The organism is Terriglobia bacterium (assembly GCA_020073185.1).
Taxonomy (GTDB): Bacteria; Acidobacteriota; Terriglobia; order Terriglobales; family Acidobacteriaceae; genus JAIQGF01.
The window spans coordinates 1-17,040 of sequence record JAIQFT010000035.1; the positions used below are offsets into that span (position 1 = coordinate 1).

The 17,040-nt window shown below is 61.1% G+C and carries 16 protein-coding genes; 8 read left to right on the forward strand and 8 right to left on the reverse strand.

The window, feature by feature from the left end:
- A partial coding sequence (locus LAN64_13430; protein MBZ5568837.1) for a hypothetical protein occupies nt 1-303 on the reverse strand: 303 nt, incomplete at its 3' end.
- Between the two features lie 20 nt (nt 304-323).
- Nucleotides 324-1,214, reverse strand: a complete 891-nt coding sequence (rsmA, locus tag LAN64_13435; protein ID MBZ5568838.1) for a 16S rRNA (adenine(1518)-N(6)/adenine(1519)-N(6))-dimethyltransferase RsmA — start codon at nt 1,212-1,214, stop codon at nt 324-326.
- Between the two features lie 80 nt (nt 1,215-1,294).
- Between rsmA and glgA the strand changes: the two genes are divergently transcribed.
- Nucleotides 1,295-2,755 carry a glycogen synthase GlgA gene (gene glgA / locus LAN64_13440; protein ID MBZ5568839.1) on the forward strand — a complete coding sequence of 487 codons (1,461 nt, stop codon included), beginning with the start codon at nt 1,295-1,297 and terminating at the stop codon, nt 2,753-2,755.
- Between the two features lie 25 nt (nt 2,756-2,780).
- Here glgA and LAN64_13445 read toward each other — a convergent pair whose 3' ends face one another.
- Complete coding sequence (locus LAN64_13445) at nt 2,781-3,122, reverse strand: PilZ domain-containing protein (GenBank protein MBZ5568840.1); 342 nt, start codon at nt 3,120-3,122, stop codon at nt 2,781-2,783.
- 259 nt (nt 3,123-3,381) lie between these two features.
- Here LAN64_13445 and LAN64_13450 point away from each other — a divergent pair, with 259 nt between their 5' ends.
- On the forward strand, nt 3,382-5,535 hold the full coding sequence (locus LAN64_13450) for a hypothetical protein (GenBank protein MBZ5568841.1): 2,154 nt from the start codon (nt 3,382-3,384) through the stop codon (nt 5,533-5,535).
- 6 nt (nt 5,536-5,541) lie between these two features.
- Here the strand turns inward: LAN64_13450 and LAN64_13455 are convergent, their stop codons facing one another.
- A complete protein-coding gene (locus LAN64_13455) occupies nt 5,542-6,924 on the reverse strand; it encodes an amino acid permease (protein MBZ5568842.1) in 1,383 nt (460 codons plus the stop codon).
- Nucleotides 6,917-8,473, reverse strand: a complete 1,557-nt coding sequence (locus tag LAN64_13460; GenBank protein ID MBZ5568843.1) for a sodium:solute symporter — start codon at nt 8,471-8,473, stop codon at nt 6,917-6,919. The genes LAN64_13455 and LAN64_13460 overlap by 8 nt, the downstream gene beginning before the upstream one ends.
- 120 nt (nt 8,474-8,593) lie before the next feature.
- Between LAN64_13460 and LAN64_13465 the strand changes: the two genes are divergently transcribed.
- Both LAN64_13465 and LAN64_13470 read left to right on the forward strand, forming a co-directional pair.
- Complete coding sequence (locus LAN64_13465; GenBank protein MBZ5568844.1) at nt 8,594-9,517, forward strand: hypothetical protein; 924 nt, start codon at nt 8,594-8,596, stop codon at nt 9,515-9,517.
- Nucleotides 9,517-10,320, forward strand: coding sequence for a hypothetical protein (locus LAN64_13470; GenBank protein ID MBZ5568845.1), 804 nt, complete (start codon nt 9,517-9,519; stop codon nt 10,318-10,320). Before LAN64_13465 ends, LAN64_13470 begins: the two co-directional genes overlap by 1 nt.
- A 1-nt stretch (nt 10,321) precedes the next feature.
- On the opposite strand, the gene LAN64_13475 is transcribed toward LAN64_13470, so the two are convergent.
- Nucleotides 10,322-10,642, reverse strand: a complete 321-nt coding sequence (locus LAN64_13475) for a divalent-cation tolerance protein CutA (GenBank protein ID MBZ5568846.1) — start codon at nt 10,640-10,642, stop codon at nt 10,322-10,324.
- Between the two features lie 141 nt (nt 10,643-10,783).
- Between LAN64_13475 and LAN64_13480 the strand changes: the two genes are divergently transcribed.
- Both LAN64_13480 and LAN64_13485 read left to right on the forward strand, forming a co-directional pair.
- The gene (locus LAN64_13480; GenBank protein ID MBZ5568847.1) at nt 10,784-12,208 is read left to right on the forward strand and encodes a phosphoglucomutase/phosphomannomutase family protein; all 1,425 of its coding nucleotides are present in this window, start codon (nt 10,784-10,786) and stop codon (nt 12,206-12,208) included.
- A gap of 236 nt (nt 12,209-12,444) precedes the next feature.
- Nucleotides 12,445-12,861 carry a septum formation initiator family protein gene (locus LAN64_13485; GenBank protein ID MBZ5568848.1) on the forward strand — a complete coding sequence of 139 codons (417 nt, stop codon included), beginning with the start codon at nt 12,445-12,447 and terminating at the stop codon, nt 12,859-12,861.
- Between the two features lie 48 nt (nt 12,862-12,909).
- Here the strand turns inward: LAN64_13485 and LAN64_13490 are convergent, their stop codons facing one another.
- The gene (locus LAN64_13490) at nt 12,910-13,224 is read right to left on the reverse strand and encodes a peroxiredoxin family protein (protein ID MBZ5568849.1); all 315 of its coding nucleotides are present in this window, start codon (nt 13,222-13,224) and stop codon (nt 12,910-12,912) included.
- A 9-nt stretch (nt 13,225-13,233) separates the two neighbouring features.
- On the reverse strand, nt 13,234-13,485 hold the full coding sequence (locus LAN64_13495; protein MBZ5568850.1) for a redoxin domain-containing protein: 252 nt from the start codon (nt 13,483-13,485) through the stop codon (nt 13,234-13,236).
- A gap of 248 nt (nt 13,486-13,733) precedes the next feature.
- Between LAN64_13495 and LAN64_13500 the strand changes: the two genes are divergently transcribed.
- Together LAN64_13500 and LAN64_13505 are read left to right on the forward strand one after the other, a co-directional pair.
- Entirely contained in the window at nt 13,734-15,530 is a 1,797-nt protein-coding gene (locus tag LAN64_13500; protein ID MBZ5568851.1) for a long-chain fatty acid--CoA ligase, read from the forward strand.
- A 289-nt stretch (nt 15,531-15,819) separates the two neighbouring features.
- The gene (locus tag LAN64_13505; protein MBZ5568852.1) at nt 15,820-16,977 is read left to right on the forward strand and encodes a hypothetical protein; all 1,158 of its coding nucleotides are present in this window, start codon (nt 15,820-15,822) and stop codon (nt 16,975-16,977) included.
- The last annotated feature ends 63 nt before the right edge of the window (nt 16,978-17,040 follow it).

The following is a 17,040-nucleotide window of genomic DNA, read 5'->3' on the forward strand; positions in this document are numbered from 1 at the left end:
GGGGGTATGCGCTATCGTATCTCTTCCCCACAACGGACCTTCATCTGCTTCAAATTTTTCGATGGCTTCCTTGAATTCACTCTTACTTGAGACTCTCGTCAAATACCCTCTTGTCCCTGCCTCGTTGCCGTCACCTGTCTCGCCCTTTTCCCTTGGGGTGACTTTCTCAAGAACACCAGCTTCGCGTTCGAGCAGCGCTTGAAATGAATTGGCACGATGGAGAAATAGTGCCACAGTTGCCAGATCTTCATCAGTGATAGGACTTGGCTGTCCCATAAACTGACCCTCAGAAAAATTAACCATTTTGCTTAATCCTCCACGGCTTAATCGTCATACGATTTCTCGTTTCCGCGCAACATCCGAAACACTGCCGCCGCTTTTTCCAGGGACAGGGTTTCACTGCGGGCATCGGCACGCACGCCCGCTTTCTTCAGCGCCGCCTTGACCGGTTCGGCGCCGTAACCCGGCTTCAAATTGTTGACCAGCGTCTTGCGCTTCTGCCCGAACGATAGCTTCAGGAAATCAATGAACTCTCGCTCCGGCACTTTCAGCCGTTCGAATTGCGGCGCCACCGTCAGCCGCACCACCGCCGAGTGTACCTTCGGCGGCGGTGCGAACGCTTCCGGCGGCACCGTGAACAGCCTCTCGACCTCGGCGTATAGCTGCGCCGTCGCCGACAGCAGTCCGTACTCCTTGCCGCCCGGCTTGGCCGCAATCCTGTCGGCCACTTCCTTCTGCACCATGACCACGATCTTGTCGAAGTGCGCCTGATAGCTGAACAGCCGCAACAGAATGTCCGACGTGATGTAGTAGGGAATATTTCCGATCACCTGCACCTTGCGCAGCGGCGCGGGCGCCAACCCAGCCAGCGCGCCCGGCCTGGGGCCGAGCACCGTGCCCAGGTCAATCTTCAGGATATCGCCTTCGATGATTTCCACCTTCGGTCGTGGCGCGTATTTCATGCGCAACTGCGCCGCCAGCACGCGATCCAGTTCAATCGCGATCAGCTTGCCCGCGCCCGCCGCCAGCAGGCTGGTCAGCACACCCTTGCCCGGCCCGATCTCAATCACGGTTTCGCGGCTCACATCGCCCAGCGCCGCCACGATCTTCTCCGCCGTGCCGCGATCGGCCAGGAAGTTCTGTCCCAGCTTGGGCGGACGGCTGCTGCGACTGACTTCTCCAGCCTCGGCATTGACCCTGTTTCGACTTGCCATTTAGACTTTGCCTTTCACTCCTCGGCCGGCGACCGGGTCGGGTTCCACCAAAAGCGTTCCACCCCGGAGGGTTACCCAGCATGAACATCGTATATGCGGCATCCGAGTGTGTCCCGTTTTCCAAGACGGGCGGCCTGGCCGACGTGGTCGGGGCGCTGCCTTCCGCCTTGGCCGCTCTCGGCCACAACGTCACCGTCTACCTTCCCAAATACAAGCAGACCAAGCTGACTGACGCCAAAACCGTGATCCGCAGCATCACGGTCCCCTTCGACGACCACTACCGCTTCGCCTCGGTCGTCGATGGCGGCACCCATTCCGGAGTCAAATTCTACTTTATCGACTACCCGCCCTACTTCGACCGCGATGCCCTCTACGGCACACCCCTGGGTGATTACCGCGACAACGCCGAGCGCTTCGCCCTCTACTCCCGCGCCGTGCTCGAGGGCTGCAAGGTCCTCGGCGTGCCCGACGTCTTCCACTGTCACGACTGGCAATCGGCTCTGGTTCCCATCCTGCTGCGCAGCGTTTATGCCGAAGACCCGGCGCTGCGCGACGTCGGCTCCGTGTTCACCATCCACAACATCGGGTACCAGGGCCTGTTCCCGCCCGACACCCTGCCCCTGCTGATGCTTCCCTGGGACTTGTTCACCATTGATAAGCTGGAATTTTACGGCAAGCTCAATTTCCTGAAGGGCGCCCTCGTCTTTTCCGATTTCATTACCACGGTCAGCAAGAAATATAGCCAGGAGATCCAAACCGCCGAATATGGATTCGGCTTGGAAGGGGTGCTACGCGCGCGCTCCGGGTCGGTCACCGGCATTCTGAACGGCGTGGATTACAACGAGTGGAATCCGCAGACGGACAAGTTCATCGCCGCCCACTACTCACCCACCGACCTGAGCGGCCGAGCCAAATGCAGGCAGGATCTCCTCGCCGAATTCGGTGTGACCAACGCCGATCCCGAGCTGCCGGTTATTGGCATCGTCTCGCGCTTCGCGGCGCAGAAGGGATTTGACCTGATCGCGCAGGTGGCGGACCGTCTGGCTCGCGAGGAGATGATCGTGGTCGCCCTCGGTGCCGGCGACAAGGAGTACGAGGAGCTCTTCCGCCGCCTCAATAAGCTGTTCCCGCAGAAGTTCGCGGTCAAGATCGCCTACGACAACAAGATCGCGCACAAGATCGAGGCCGGCGCCGACATGTTCCTCATGCCTTCGCGCTACGAGCCCTGCGGTCTCAACCAGATCTACAGCCTGAAATACGGCACCGTGCCGGTGGTGCGGGCCACCGGCGGCTTGGACGACACCATCGAGAACTGGGACCCGCACGCTCGCAAGGGAACCGGCTTCAAGTTCAGCGAGTACAGCGGGGAAGCGCTGCTGGCTACCATCCGCATGGCCCTGCAGGCATATCGCGATCAGGGAAACTGGCGCGCCCTGATGCGCAACGGCATGAACAGGGATTTCTCCTGGACCGCCTCAGCCAGAGAGTATGTGAAGGTCTATGACCGCGTGCGGCAGTTGCGCAGTGTCACCGTGGCGTAACTGAAACTGAAACTCGAAACTGTTCCTACGCTTGCGGAAACTTCGCCGCGTCCAGGGGCTCGAATTCTTCGATCAAGGCGGCGACGCCGTATTCGGTGCCGCCTTTGTTCTCCACCCGCAGCACGCGGCACTTGCAGCGGATCCAATCTTCCTGGCCGGGCATGATGCCCTGCGGCAGAGGCAACACCATTTCCAGCGTCGAGCCCTCGGCGACCCTGTTTTGCAGGTACAGGAACACCCCGCGCATGCTGACGTCATGCAGCTGCGCCTGCGCGTCCTTGATTGCCCCGTTCAGCACCTTGACCGCTATCGTGTCGTCCGTCCTGACTCGCTGTCTTGACCGCTTTTCCGAGTGTGGCTTCGCCATAGTTCCGTCCAACGCGCAAATTACTGCCAATACCTGGGCAGGGCAAGCGAAAATCAGCCTTAGAACTTCCGTGGGTAATGTCCGATTCTGATTGGCATCCGTGCGCATCGGTCGCGGTTATGTCTGGTCATCCTCGCGGCAATTCCGGTGTACTTGGTGTTCAGGAGCAAGCTAATTCCCCGGTTGACTGCGTTGCTAAGAAAAGCAACACTAACCTTCATCCCGAGCAAGTAGGGATAACGGGAGCCGACGGCCAATCGTGGACCAATCGTCAACCAAACCTGCGGGAGCGACCGGCGGTTCGCCGCTGCTTTCCCTGGCGCTGGCCAGCATGGCGGCGCTATTCCTCGAAATTGTCCTCATTCGTTGGATCAGCACCGAAGTGCGCGTCTTCGCGTTCGTGCAAAACCTATCGCTGATCGCCTGCTTCCTTGGCTTCGGCGTGGGATGTTACCGCAGCGCGCGCCGCGTTACTCTTTTGCCGACGCTGATTGCCATAGCGTGTCTGCTGCTGCTGGTTAACCTGCCGGAGCGGCACTGGTCGCTGCTGCTGCAAGAAATTTCCAACCTGTTGGCGATGAGTCCGGACGCGGCGTTGTGGGGCTTCAACCATCCCTATTCGGTGCCCATGCTTCCGCTAATGTCGGCGCTTGCCGTGCTGGTGATGACGGTGCTGCTGGCTCTTCTGGTCCTGGCCATGGTGCCTCTCGGACAGTGGGTTGGCTCTCGCCTGGACGCGTGCAGCAACAGTATTGCGGCGTACTCGGCCAATCTCGGCGGCAGCATCGTGGGATTGTGGCTGTTGCCCGCTTTGGCGCTTTTCTGGCTGCCGCCGGTGTATTGGTTTCTTGCCGCGGTGGTTTTGATGCTGCTGGTGGACCATAGCCGGCTCACCTTGATTGGCGGATTCCTGATCATGGTGCCGGCTCTGATCATGGTGGTGGTGCTGGGTCTCCCGAATACCTTCTGGTCGCCCTACCAGAAACTTTCGTTGCTGCGGCTGTCCGGCACGCAGTACCTCATTCAGGTGAACAATTCCTCCTACATGCAGATCGCGGACGCCGGTCCGGAACTGCGGGCGCAATTTCCGGCGTATGCAGCGGCGGTGACCAACAGTTCCTATGACGCCGCTTTTCGATTTGCCGCGCACCGCGATCGGGTCCTGGTGGTGGGAGCGGGGGCAGGCAACGACGCCGCCGCCGCGCTGCGCCATGGCGCGTTACACGTGGATGCAGTCGAGATCGATCCCCTTATTTACCGGCTGGGAAGGCAACTGCATCCCGAACATCCGTACAGTTCCGTCAAGGTTACCGGCGTCATCAACGACGCCCGCAATTTTCTGCGCGAAAGTCGCGACAAGTACGACGTGATTATCTTCGGGCTGCTCGATTCGCACACCGAATTCTCCGGCTACAGCAACATGCGCGTGGATAACTACGTCTACACCGAGGAGGCCTTCGCCCAAGCCCGCCGCCTGCTCAATCCCGGTGGAATCCTGGTGCTGAAATTTGAAGTGCGTCCGCCATGGACGTGGATGGGACAACGGTTCTACGCTCTGCTGGACCGTGTTTTCGGCAGGGCGCCGGTCACTTTCTTCTGTCCGGAGGTTGGCGTGTTGGCTCGCGCCACCGTATTCATCGCTTCCAACAGTCCCGACCTGTGGGAACGCGCTGCCCAACCAGAGTTGGCGAGCTTCGTCGCTCAACGCCCGCCGTCCTTTCCTTTGACCACGGCCGGAGCGCCGCCGCTCACCACCGACGATTGGCCCTACGTTTATAACCGTAGCCACGCCATTCCTCGCACCTACCTGACCGTTGCCTTGATCCTGCTGACGCTGTCGGTCGGGCTGGCCGGCAGATCCTTCAACAACAGCAGCTCGAGTTGGACCCTGTTCTTTCTCGGGGCAGGATTTCTGCTGCTGGAAACTCACATGGTCAGCCGGCTGGCGTTGTACTTTGGCACCACCTGGCTGGTGAACTGCATGGCACTCACCGCCATACTTGTGGTCTTGGTGCTCGCCAACTTGTACGTTAGCCGCCGCAGGCCGACCGACCTGCGGCGGTATTACGCCCTGCTGGTCGCGGCGCTGATCGCCGACTACCTTGTGCCGTGGCACCTAATGCCATGGTCGGCCCGGACCAGCGGTATAGTCCTGAGTTGCAGCTATGCGCTGCCGCTGTTTTTTGCCGGGATTATCTTCACTCGCACGTTCGAGAAGTCCGAGTGCAAGTCGGCAGCGTTTGGGGCGAATATCGTGGGCGCAGTGGCCGGCGGTTTGGCGCAGAACCTGTCGTTCGTCACCGGCATGAACGCTCTTCTGCTGGTGGCGACGGGATTCTATTTGACCGCGGCCCTGTGTGCATTCCTTCGACTAGGACGCAACGCGCGCGGCTTGGCCGCAGGCCCCTCATGACACCGATCATCTGCTGGTCGTCCGTCGTTTCCGGCTGAACACCAGGTACACCGGAATTCCCGCCAACATGACCAGACAACCCAGCAGCGAATTCTTCACATTCGACGCGAACGTGTAAGACAGCAGCACCGCCGAGGCTGCGATAAACACCGCCGGCGCCACCGGATATCCCCACACGCGATAGGGCCGCGGCGCATCCGGCTCGCGCCACCGGAAAACAAACACCGTGCTGGTGGTCAGCATGTAGAACAGCCACTCGGCGAACAGGGTGATCGAGAACAGCGCCTGAAACTTTCCCACCGCCAGGACCAGGACGATGGCCAGCGCCGCCTGAAATACGATGGCTGCCGACGGCGTGCGGTAGCGCGGATGCACCCGCGCCAGCGCCGCGATGAAGTATCCATCTTGCGCTGCCGCGAAGGGCACGCGCGCTCCGCTCAGCACCGCGCCGTTCAGCGTGGCCAGCATCTGGAAGCCCATCACCAGCGTGAAAATCGACGCCGCGCCCGCTCCCAGCACAATCCGCATCGCGTCTGCCGCGGGACTGCCCGTGGCCGCGATTCCCGCCGCCGGCATCACGTATTGCAGCGCCGCGTTCATCAGCATGTACAGCGCAGCCACGATTCCGACCCCGCCAATCAGCGCCATCGGAATGCTGCGCTCCGGACGGCGAATCTCGCCTGCCACCATGTTCAGGTTGTTCCAGCCGTCGTAAGCCCACAGCGACGCCAGCATCGCGATCATGAACCCAATCATTCCGCCCTTCGCGCCTTGGAACCTTGTCGCGTAGTTCGCTGCCCGCCCGCCGCCGTAGGTGAACGCGACCACGATCACCGTCAACACCAGTCCCACTTTTAGCAGCGTAAAGAACAACTGGAACTCGCCGGCGCGCTTCACTCCGATGTGGTTGATGAACGAGATGAAGATCACCAGCGCCATCGCCAGCAGTTGCGCGTAGGTGATGGTGAGCGGCGACGCGACCGCGGTCCGCGGCAATCCTCGAAACGCCGGGAACCCGCCCAAGATGCGTGCCATTCCGGTGGCGATCGTCGCAATGGACCCCGGCTTCGCAATCAGCAGCGTGGACCACGCGTACACAAATCCCGCCAGCGGCCCGTATCCATCGCGCAGGTAAACGTACTCGCCGCCCGCTTCCGGCTTCATCGCGCCCAGCTCGGCATAGGTGAGCGCGCCCAGGAACGACAGCGCCCCGCCCACCACCCACGCCAGGTACACCAGCTTGGCCGAGCCGACCGCCTGCATCATCTCCGTCGGTACCAGGAAAATTCCGGTGCCGATGATCGTGCCCACCACGACGGCCGAGGCGTGCCTCACCGTCAGGTCGCGCGCCAGTTCGCGGGCTGTGGCGGGCGGCCGCGTCTCAGCCATCGCGTCCTCGGCTGCTGGTCGACATCTCGTTGACTGGATGGCGCGCGTACAGCAGGCTGGCAGCGTACCCGATCGCAAACGTCAGCCCGCAACCCAGGGCCACGTACCAGGTGAAGGGCACTCCTCCGTGCGGAAGCGCCAGCGAGAAGCCAGTCCGGCGCGAAATGGCCCCCCACAGCTGCTGCTCCTGCCAGAGATAAAGATTGAAGACGAATCCGCAGAAGAAACCCACCATGGCGCCGCGTTCGTTGGCTTTTTTCGTGAGTACGCCCAGCACGAAGACGCCGAGCAGCGCGCCGTACGCCACCGATGCGATCGCCAGCCCGACCTCCACCACGACCTTGATATTGCGCGAAAGCAGCGCCAGCCCGAACAGCACCACCGCCCACAGCAGGGTGGAAATTCGCGACAGGCGCAAGCGCTCGCGCTCGCCCGTCTCCGGACGCCGCCGCAGGTAAAAGTCAACCATGGAGCTCGAGGACAGCGAGTTGAGCGCCGCGCTCAGGTTGCTCATCGCCGCCGCCAGAATCGCCGCGATCAGCAGGCCCGAGACTCCGTGCGGCATTCGTGTCACGATGAACGTGGGGAATATTTCGTCGTAAGAAGCCCATGCGGGGGCCGACGCGGCGGTGTGATACAGCACGAACAGCAAAACGCCGACCAGCAGAAACAGACCGAATTGAAAAAATACCGCGAGGCCGCTGGCGATCAGCGCCAGCTTCGACTGCCCTTCAGAGCGCGCCGCCAGCAGACGCTGCACGATCAACTGATCGGTGCCGTGGCTGGCCGTCGTCAGAAACGCGCCGCCGATCAATCCTGCCCAGAAGGTGTACACCTGGAAGAACTCCGGCGAGAAGTCGAGTATGCGGAACTTTCCCGCCGCGCCCGCAACCGTGCTCACCCCTGACCACCCGCCCGGCACCAGGTGAAGCAGCGTCGCAAACCCGACCAGCGTTCCGCCCACATAGATGAACATCTGCACCACGTCGGTCCAGATCACCGCCGTCATTCCGCCTTCGAATGTGTAAATGAGGGTTAGCGCGGTCACGATGCCGATGGCGATCAGGTCGCGCTGGAAGTCACCGAACCCGCGCAGCGCCGCGCCCAGCATGATCCGCACCACGATCGCGACGGCGAATACCCGCACCCCTTCCGCCGCCGCCCGCGTGATTAGGAACAGGCTTGCGGTCAGTGACCGCAGCTTGCCCCCGAACCGCCTTTCCATCAACTGGTACGCGGTGTACAGCTCACCCCGGAAATAGTGCGGGATGAGGAGGAAGCTGATGATCACGCGCCCCACCACGTAGCCCATCACAAGTTGCAGGAACGTCAGATTGCTGCGATACGCCAGCCCGGGAATGCTGATGATGGTCAGCGTGCTGGTTTCCGCCGCCACGATGGAGAGTGAAATCGCCCACCACGGCACGTTGCGGTCGGCGAGAAAGTAGTCGCGCAGCGAGCGCTGGCGTTTGCGGAAGCTCACGCCGAAAGCGGTGATGCCCGCCAGGTACACCGCGATGATGATCAGATCCACCCGATCCAGTCCCATGCTATGTCCGGCGGTGTTCCCCACTTGTTTCGAAGTCGCTTCATTATCGCGGAAAACCCGGGTTTGCACCCGGAAAATCCCGCCCCGCCGCGTGCCCACCGTGATAGAAATTGAGCCCTCATGGCCATCTACCTGGGAATCGACGGCGGTGGCACGCAGACCACCTGCGCCGTGGGCGACCAAAACAGTGTGCTCGCCACCGCCTCAGCCGGTGGTAGCAACATGGTTCGCCTCGGTGAGCATGAAGCGCGCTCCAATCTTCACCAGGCGATCACCAAAGCCTGTGACGCTGCGCGCCTCCGTCCCGGCATGGTGGAAGCTGCCGTCGTGGGCATCGCTGGCGCATCCGTCCCGCAGGTGAAGGAAACCATAGCTGCCATGATCCACGAACTTGTGCCCGGTGACATTGAAGTTGTCGGCGACATGGTGACCGCCATGGAAGCCGCTTTCGCCGGCCTGCCCGGCGTGGTCGCGATCTCTGGAACCGGCTCGGTTGCTTTCGGCCGGAATCGGCAGGGCGAAGTCGGACGCGCCGGCGGTTGGGGCCCCGCCATCTCCGACGAAGGCTCAGGCCACTGGATTGGCCGCAACGCTGTCGCCGCGGTCATGCGCGCCTTGGACTCGTTCGAGGCCACGGCCCTTCTGCGCGGCATTTTCGACGCCTGGAACATCGAGTCCCTCGAACAACTCCTGCAGAAAGCGAACAGTTCGCCGCCGCCGGATTTCGCGGGCTTGTTTCCCACGGTTCAATCCGCGGCCAGCGGGGGCGATGACATCGCGCAGCAACTTCTCGCCGCCGCCGGCAACGAACTCGCTTGGCTGGCCGGCGTGGTCATCGGCCGCCTGTGGCCGCAGGACGATGCCGTGCGCGTCGCCATCGGCGGCGGGGTGTTCGCTCACTCTCCCATCGTGCGCTGGACTTTTTGGAAACAGTTGCGCGCCGAGCATCCGCGAGCGGCCGTCAGCTTCAAAATCACCCAGCCGGTTGAAGGTGCGTTGTGGTTGGCGCGCCGCTTGGCTGCCAAGATCGAGGGGAACAGTTGATGACCACCAGTTCCGGCGACGGAGCACACGGGACCCCGGAGCCGCACGGCCCGCTCGACGACCTTGTCCGTAGTCAGCAGCTTGATGTTCTGTGCGGTGTCGCCGCCAGTGCGCGCCTTACCGAAGAGTTGGCGCTTTCGCTGCTGGCTCGTCGCGACCTGCCGTACCAGGCGATCGTTGACCTCTCCAAGAACGGCGCGGTCATGAAGCACCGCAAGGTCGTCGTTGCCGTGATTTCGCATCCGCGGACCCCGCGGCATGTTTCTCTGCCCATCGCGCGCCACCTTTACACCTTCGAACTGATGCAGATTGTGCTCACCCCCGGCATTGCCGCCGACCTGAAGATGAACATCGAGGAGTCGCTGATCTCGCGCCGGGATTCCATCTCTGGCGGCGAGCGCCTTACCCTGGCTAAGCGCGGCTCCACCCGCGTGGCCGCCGCTCTGCTCGCCGATCCCGACGAGCGCGTCATGCACGCCGCGCTGGAGAATCCCTACATGACCGAGGCCTGGATTGTGAAGGCTCTTCTGCGCGACAACGCGCCCGTGCCGCTGGTCCACTCCGTGTGCCGCCATCCCAAGTGGTCGCTCCGCCGCGATGTTCAGGTCGCGCTGCTCCGCAATGACAAGACCCCGCTGGCACGCGCCATCGCCATCGCGGAAAAGCTCCCCACCCAGGTTCTCCGCGACGTCCTCTACCACTCGCGCCTGCAAGCCAACGTCAAAACCTACCTGCACGCGCTGCTCGATCGCCGCGCCAACAGGGCGGGAGCGAAGTCCATCACCAACTCGCCAGATCGCTGAATCACTCGATCCCCACGTTCTCCCCGATCCACTCCAAATACTCTTCGTTGCCGCCCTCAATCAGAAGCGCCACACACTCCGGCAGCTCGTAGGAATGCAGTTCCCGGATGGCTGTGTCCACATCGTCGAATGCCCCCGCCGTAGTTTTCACCAGCAGCAGCCACTCCTGAGCATTTTCCACCTTGTCCGTCCAGCGGTACACCGATTCGATGGCGACCACGTTCACGCACGCCGCCAGCCGCCGCTCCACCAGCGCCCGCGCGATCTTTCCCGCCTCTTCGCGCGTTCCTGCCGTCGTCAGCACAATTCTCTTGTCGGTCATTTACAATTCCTCACGCGCCGGACGCGCCATCAAAATGCGCGGCCGTGCTTCGCATCCATCAATCGTCAATCGGCGATTGACAATGTTTTCTTGTCATTCTGCGTTCTGACTTCTTATTTCTGACTTTCTGGAGCCGCACTCATGCCCGTTGCCATCAAGTTCGGTACCTCCGGCTGGCGCGCCGTGATTGCCGAGGATTTCACCTTCGCCAACGTTCGCCGCGCCATTACCGGAATTGCGCGTTACGTCGCTTCGAGAAAGCCGCAGGGCGCCGCCGTCATCCTCGGCCGCGATCCGCGCTTTCTGGGTGAATCCCTGGTCTCTCTTGCTGCCGATCTTCTCGCCGCCCAAAACGTTATTCCGCGCGTGATTCCTGATCCCGCTCCCACGCCCGCCATCGCCTGGGCCGTGATCCGCACCAAGTCCGACGGCGCCATCAACTTCACCGCCTCACACAATCCGCCCGAGTATAACGGCATCAAGTTCTCCACGCCCGACGGCGCCCCTGCGCTCCCCGAGGTCACCGCCCAGATCGAAGCCGAAATCGCCGCGCTCGATGGAGCGCCGTCACCCGCAAGTCCCGGTGCAGCGCACCCGCCATCGAGCGCAGTCAAGCGCGAAGAAATTGACGTTGCTCCCGACTACCTCGCCCGCCTCAAAGAAGTCATTGACCTCGACGCCATCAAAAAGGCGAACCTGCGGGTCGCCTTCGATCCGCTCTGGGGCGCTGCCCGGGACTATCCCGACCATCTCCTCCGCCGCGCCGGCATCGAGGTCGTCACCGTGCACGATTTCCGCGATGTGCTCTTCGGCGGCCACGCACCCGAACCCGACGACCACCTCCTCGAAGACCTTCGCGCCGCCATGAAAAGGTCGCAGGCGCATATCGGCATCTCTACCGACGGCGATGCCGACCGCTTCGGCATCCTCGATCAGGACGGCGCCTTCATCTCGCCCAACTACATCATCGCCCTCCTCTTCGATTACCTCGTCGAAACCCGCGGTTGGCGCAACGGCGTTGCCAAATCCGTGGCCACCACCAACCTGGTCAACGCTCTCGCCGAGCACCACAAAGTGCAGCTCTACGAAACCCCGGTCGGCTTCAAATACATCGGCGAACTCATTGATCGGGACAAGATCGCCATTGGTGGTGAGGAATCCGCCGGGCTTTCCATCCGCCATCACGTCCCGGAAAAGGATGGCATTCTGGCCGGCTTGCTGTGCTGCGAGATGGTGGCGCGCCGCGGACGCACGCTGCGCCGCCAACTCGACGATTTATTTGTCAAAGTTGGTTCCTTCTACCCGCGCCGCGAGAACTTCCGCTTGACCCCCGAGGTCAAAGCGAAGTTCACTAGCAAAGTGCAGGCCGATCCTCGCGAACTCGGCGGGCGCCGGGTCCGCGAAGTCGTCCGCACCGACGGCCTGAAGCTGATTTTCGACGATGGCTCCTGGGTTTGCTATCGCCTTTCCGGCACCGAACCGGTGGTGCGCGTCTATTCTGAAGCGCGCAGCTCCGACGACCTGGACAGGCTCAGCACCGCTGCCAAGCAGTGGATTCTTGAATGACGAGTTGTGTGGCGCGGGTCTCCGACCTGTGACTTAGACGGGCTTGGGCGTTTGTGGCACACGCGCCGCCGCGTATGCAGCCAAGCAGTGGATTTTTCAGTGATGGTGCGACACTCGCGCCCTCGCGTATGCAACTGTCCCGCAAGGGACAGAATGACAACAGCCCGGCACTTTAGTGCCGGGTCAGCAGACGGGAACGAGCAAGTCCCGTAGGGACGGTTGAAGCGCAGCAACAAATGAATTACCGCCCCATCCCGATCAACACCACGCGCGCGCAACTGCAAAAACGCGCCGTCGCACTCGCCCGCCGCGCCGGCCACCTGCTCTACGACCTCCGCACCAAGCTCGCCACCATCGCCGTTGCCGTGCTCGCCGTCATGCTTGCCGTGCACGTCATCTTCGGCGCCAACGGCATGATGGTGTACCAGAAAAAGAAGGCGGAACTCCGCACCCTGCAAAAAGACGCGGACCAACTCCAGCGGGAGAATCAAGCTTTATCTGACCGCATCAAGGCCCTCAAGACCGACCCCAACGCCATCGAGAAAGAAGCCCGCGAACAGCTTCACTACGCCCGGCCCGGCGAGGTCATATATCTGACCCCCGAACAGGCCAGTCCCAACACTCCTCCGCCCAACGCCTCCGCTAAGAAATAGTTTCAGCGTCAAGTTTCAGTTTCAGCCAACTCGAAACTGAAACTGATACTAAGAATGCTTCTTCCGCTCGCACGCGGTCACGACTTTGGTGGGATCAACCGCCTCTCGATCCACCTGGATCTCCTCGATCTTTCCGTCCTTTCCCACCAGGAAAGTCGCCCGGCGCGCCGCCTTGTACTTTGGCTCCCACAGCCCGTATTCCTTTGTCGCCGCGCCCTCGTCGAACCAGTCGCTGGCGATAGGGAAGTTGACCCCTAACGAATCGCCAAATGCCTTGTTCGCGAATGGACTGTCCATGCTCACACCCACGACCTGGGTGTCCGCATCCTCCAGCTTCTTATAATTCGCTTGGAGGTTGCGCATCTCGGTGGTTCAACCCCCGGTAAAGGCGAACACGAAGAACGCCACCACCACGTTTTTCTTGCCGTGAAACTCGTGCAGCGATATGTCCTGCACCTTCGCGCCGTCGAAATACTTAAGGTTGAAATCGGGGGCCATGTCGCCGACCTTCAGCTTCAACGGCGCCGGTTTTTCCTTCTCCTGGGCGCGCAGTGTTTCCGGTGTGCCCAGAACCGCCGCCAGACTCAGCAGCGTGAGCAGAGCGTAAATCGCGATTTTTCTCATTTTCTCCTCACCCGACACCGACTCTTGATGCCGTCCACGGTGGTTCGGTTACATCGATCTTCCATTTCGGGACTGGCAACTCGCAATTTTAACCTGTCATTCGCACCGCTATCATTGCGCGCCCGCCTGCTTACCGCTACATTTGGTTCCACAGCACCCCACACTTTCTGCCGCAAATTTTCGATGTCGAGCATCCAATGCCAGGTGACACACACAATGCGCCTGCTTCTGGGGGCCGTCCTCCCCGCATGAGTATCGAAACCGTCAACCAAGTCTTCTATCAGGTTGTGGATCGCCAGCTCGACCGGGTCATGCTTTACAAGCAGACCGTCAAGTGGATCCCGATCTCCTCGCGCGAGCTTTATCGCGACGCCGTCGGCATCGCGCGCGCTCTCACCGCGTGGGGAATTGCCAAGGGCGACCGCGTCGCCATCCTTAGCGAGAACCGCCCGGAATGGGCGACCGCGGAATTCGGCACGCTCCTTATTGGCGGCGTCATCGTCCCGATTTATCCTACCCTTACCGGCGAACAGGTCTCCTTCGTACTCGCCGACTCCGGCGCCCGCATCGCCTTCGTTTCCACGGCGGAACAGTTCAAGAAGCTGCAGTCCATGCGCTCGCTGACCCGGCTGGAAAAGATCGTCGTCATGGACTACATCGGCACTCCCGACGCCATCCCCATGCACCGCCTCATGCATGACGGCCCGGTCGCGCGCGATCCCGAGTTCGACGCCCGCGCCCACGCCATCTCTTCCGACGATCTTGCCACCATCATTTACACCTCCGGCACCACCGGCACGCCCAAGGGCGCCATGTTGACCCAGGGCAATCTCGCCTCCAACTTGCTTCACTCGCTGAACGACTACACGCTGAACCCGGGCGACGTCAGCCTCTCCTTCCTGCCGCTGTCGCACATCACCGCCCGGCACGTCGATTACGCCATGCTCTACCATGGCGTCACCGTCGCCTATTGCCCGCAAATCGACCAACTGCGCCACTATATCCCCGAGATACGGCCCACCATCTTCGTCGCCGTGCCTCGGGTGTACGAAAAAATCCGCGGCCAGGTCGAAGCGCTTACCAAGACCGGCTTCAAGCACAGGGTGTACCAGTGGGCGCGGCGCGTCGGACATGCCCATCGCGACTTAATCCTGGCGGGCAAGCAACCCACCTCCGCCGCCTGGAAGCTCGCCGACAAGCTGGTCTTTTCCAAAATCCGACAGGCCCTCGGCGGCTGCGTGAAGATATATATTTCCGGCGGCGCGCCCCTCGGCCGCGATCTCGCCGAGTGGTACGCCGACATGGGCATTCGCATTCACGAAGGCTACGGGCTCACCGAAACCTCGCCCGTGATCGCCCTCAACAAGCCCAACGCCCACAAAATCGGCACGGTGGGCCCTCCGCTGCCCAACGTCGAAGTCCGCATCGCCGACGACGGCGAAATCCTCACCCGCGGCCCCTCCGTCTTTAAGGGCTACTGGAACAACCCGGAGCAGACCGCCGCCGCCTTTACTCCTGACGGCTGGTTCAAGACCGGCGATATCGGCAACCTTGACGCCGACGGCTTCCTCTCCGTCACCGACCGCAAGAAAGACCTGATCAAAACCTCGGGTGGAAAATTCATCGCCCCGCAGCCCATCGAGCGCAAGCTCCAGTCCAACAGTTTTGTCAGTGAAGCCATCGTCATCGGCGACCGCCGCAAGTTTCCCTCCGTCGTCATCGCGCCCGACTTCGCCGAGCTGGAACGCTGGGCGCGCGAACAGGGCCTCCGCACCGGCTCTCGCGAAGATCTGGTGAATGACCCCAAGGTGCGTGAACTTTTCGACGGCATCGTCGCTCAGGCAAACCGTGACCTGGCGCAATTCGAGAAGCTGAAAAAGGTTTTGATCGTGGCCGACAATTTCTCCGTCGCCGACGGTAGCCTCACGCCCACGCTCAAGCTCAAGCGCCGCGTCGTCGAGGAACGCTACCGCCAGCGCATCCAGCAACTCTACGAAACCTCCGCACGACCCACCGAACCCGCCGACGTTGCCGCTAACGGCTAGCACTGCGGCGATGTGGCGCGGGCGCCCTCGCAGGAACGACTTGACCACAACCCGGACTAGCTAACTGGTGGGTGATCAGCCTGAGCCACAACCAACCCGTTGTTACGAATCCAGAACAAGACCCAGAAACCCTTGACCTCACGCATGTAACTGGTACGGTGAAGGCGCCCTGATCAACGCTGTGTAAACGTGATCAAACGCTATGTAGTTAGCAGCTGATACCAAGAATCGTTTGTAGTGAGGCTCTGACGTGATTCGAGGCTGGAGTCATCAAGTTGGAGAAATGACAATGTGGATTCCCCAAGACCTCGGCTGGATCGCCACCCGTCTCAAAGACGGTTACCGCGTTAATCGCATTACCGTTCGTGACCTCCTTCACATGTTTAAGGCTGAGCGTCGCGGTCTTAACAAGGTGCATGGCATTCGAACAGCACTGGACTACTTGGGTCTGGAAACTGAACCGGATTTTCAGTCAACGTGGATTGATGGTCGGATCAGAATCCGATTGAAGGATCAAGGCGACGGCGTGGTGGCCGAAGCGGATGTGGCAGTCGCAACACAAGACGAACGGGAATTGGTCGAGGCCACTGAGGAGGAACAGGAAGAACGCGACGAGCAGGAAGATCAGCAGCCCAATTCCGGCACAGTCGCCTTGTCACCGATTGTCATCTCGGGCGAGGGGGTGGTCGAGACAGTATTGAGAGAGCCGCCAGACCCAACGTTTCGCATTGGAAGTTTACCGGCAGCGAATCGAACGCTGACTACAGTCGGCCAGGACGATGCGTTGACGAAGGCCGTCACCAAGATGTTGCAATTCGACTACTCCCAGCTGCCCATCATGCATGGCGAGCGCGAGGTTAAGGGCATGATCTCGTGGAAGTCAATTGCAGCGCGGTACGCGATCGGGGGCGACTGCAGTAAAGTGCAGCACTGCCGTGAAGACGCTCAAGTTGTGGACGCGAATGGAACGCTATTCGATGCGATTCCAACAATTGTGAAACACGGATATGTGCTGGTGCGCAGCCAGCATAATCGGAAAATAACAGGCATCGTAACCGCAAGCGACCTCAGTCTTCAATTTCAACAGCTCGCAGAACCTTTCCTCCTCCTGCGAGAAATTGAGCTGCACATCCGGCAACTGCTCCAAGAAAAGGTCGCGGCGGAAGATTTTCAGTCGCTGGCCGTAGCGGATGCAGCCGTTCCCGCACCGAAATCAATTTCTGATCTCACCTTTGGCGATTACGTTCGCCTGCTCCAAAGGCCGCAGGTCTGGCAGAAACTCGCATTGAATATCGATCAGGCTTCGATGACGTCGCAATTAGAGCAAGTTCGCGTGATTCGAAATGATGTGATGCATTTTGATCCCGATCCCATGACCCTGGATCAGCTTGAGGTGCTGAAGAACGCTTCGAAGTTCATGCGGCAGCTCTACGAGTTGTTGCCGTAGACAATTGGCAGAACAATCTGCCGGCGTGAGAGGGAACCGCAAAACGTCATGTACACAAAAATC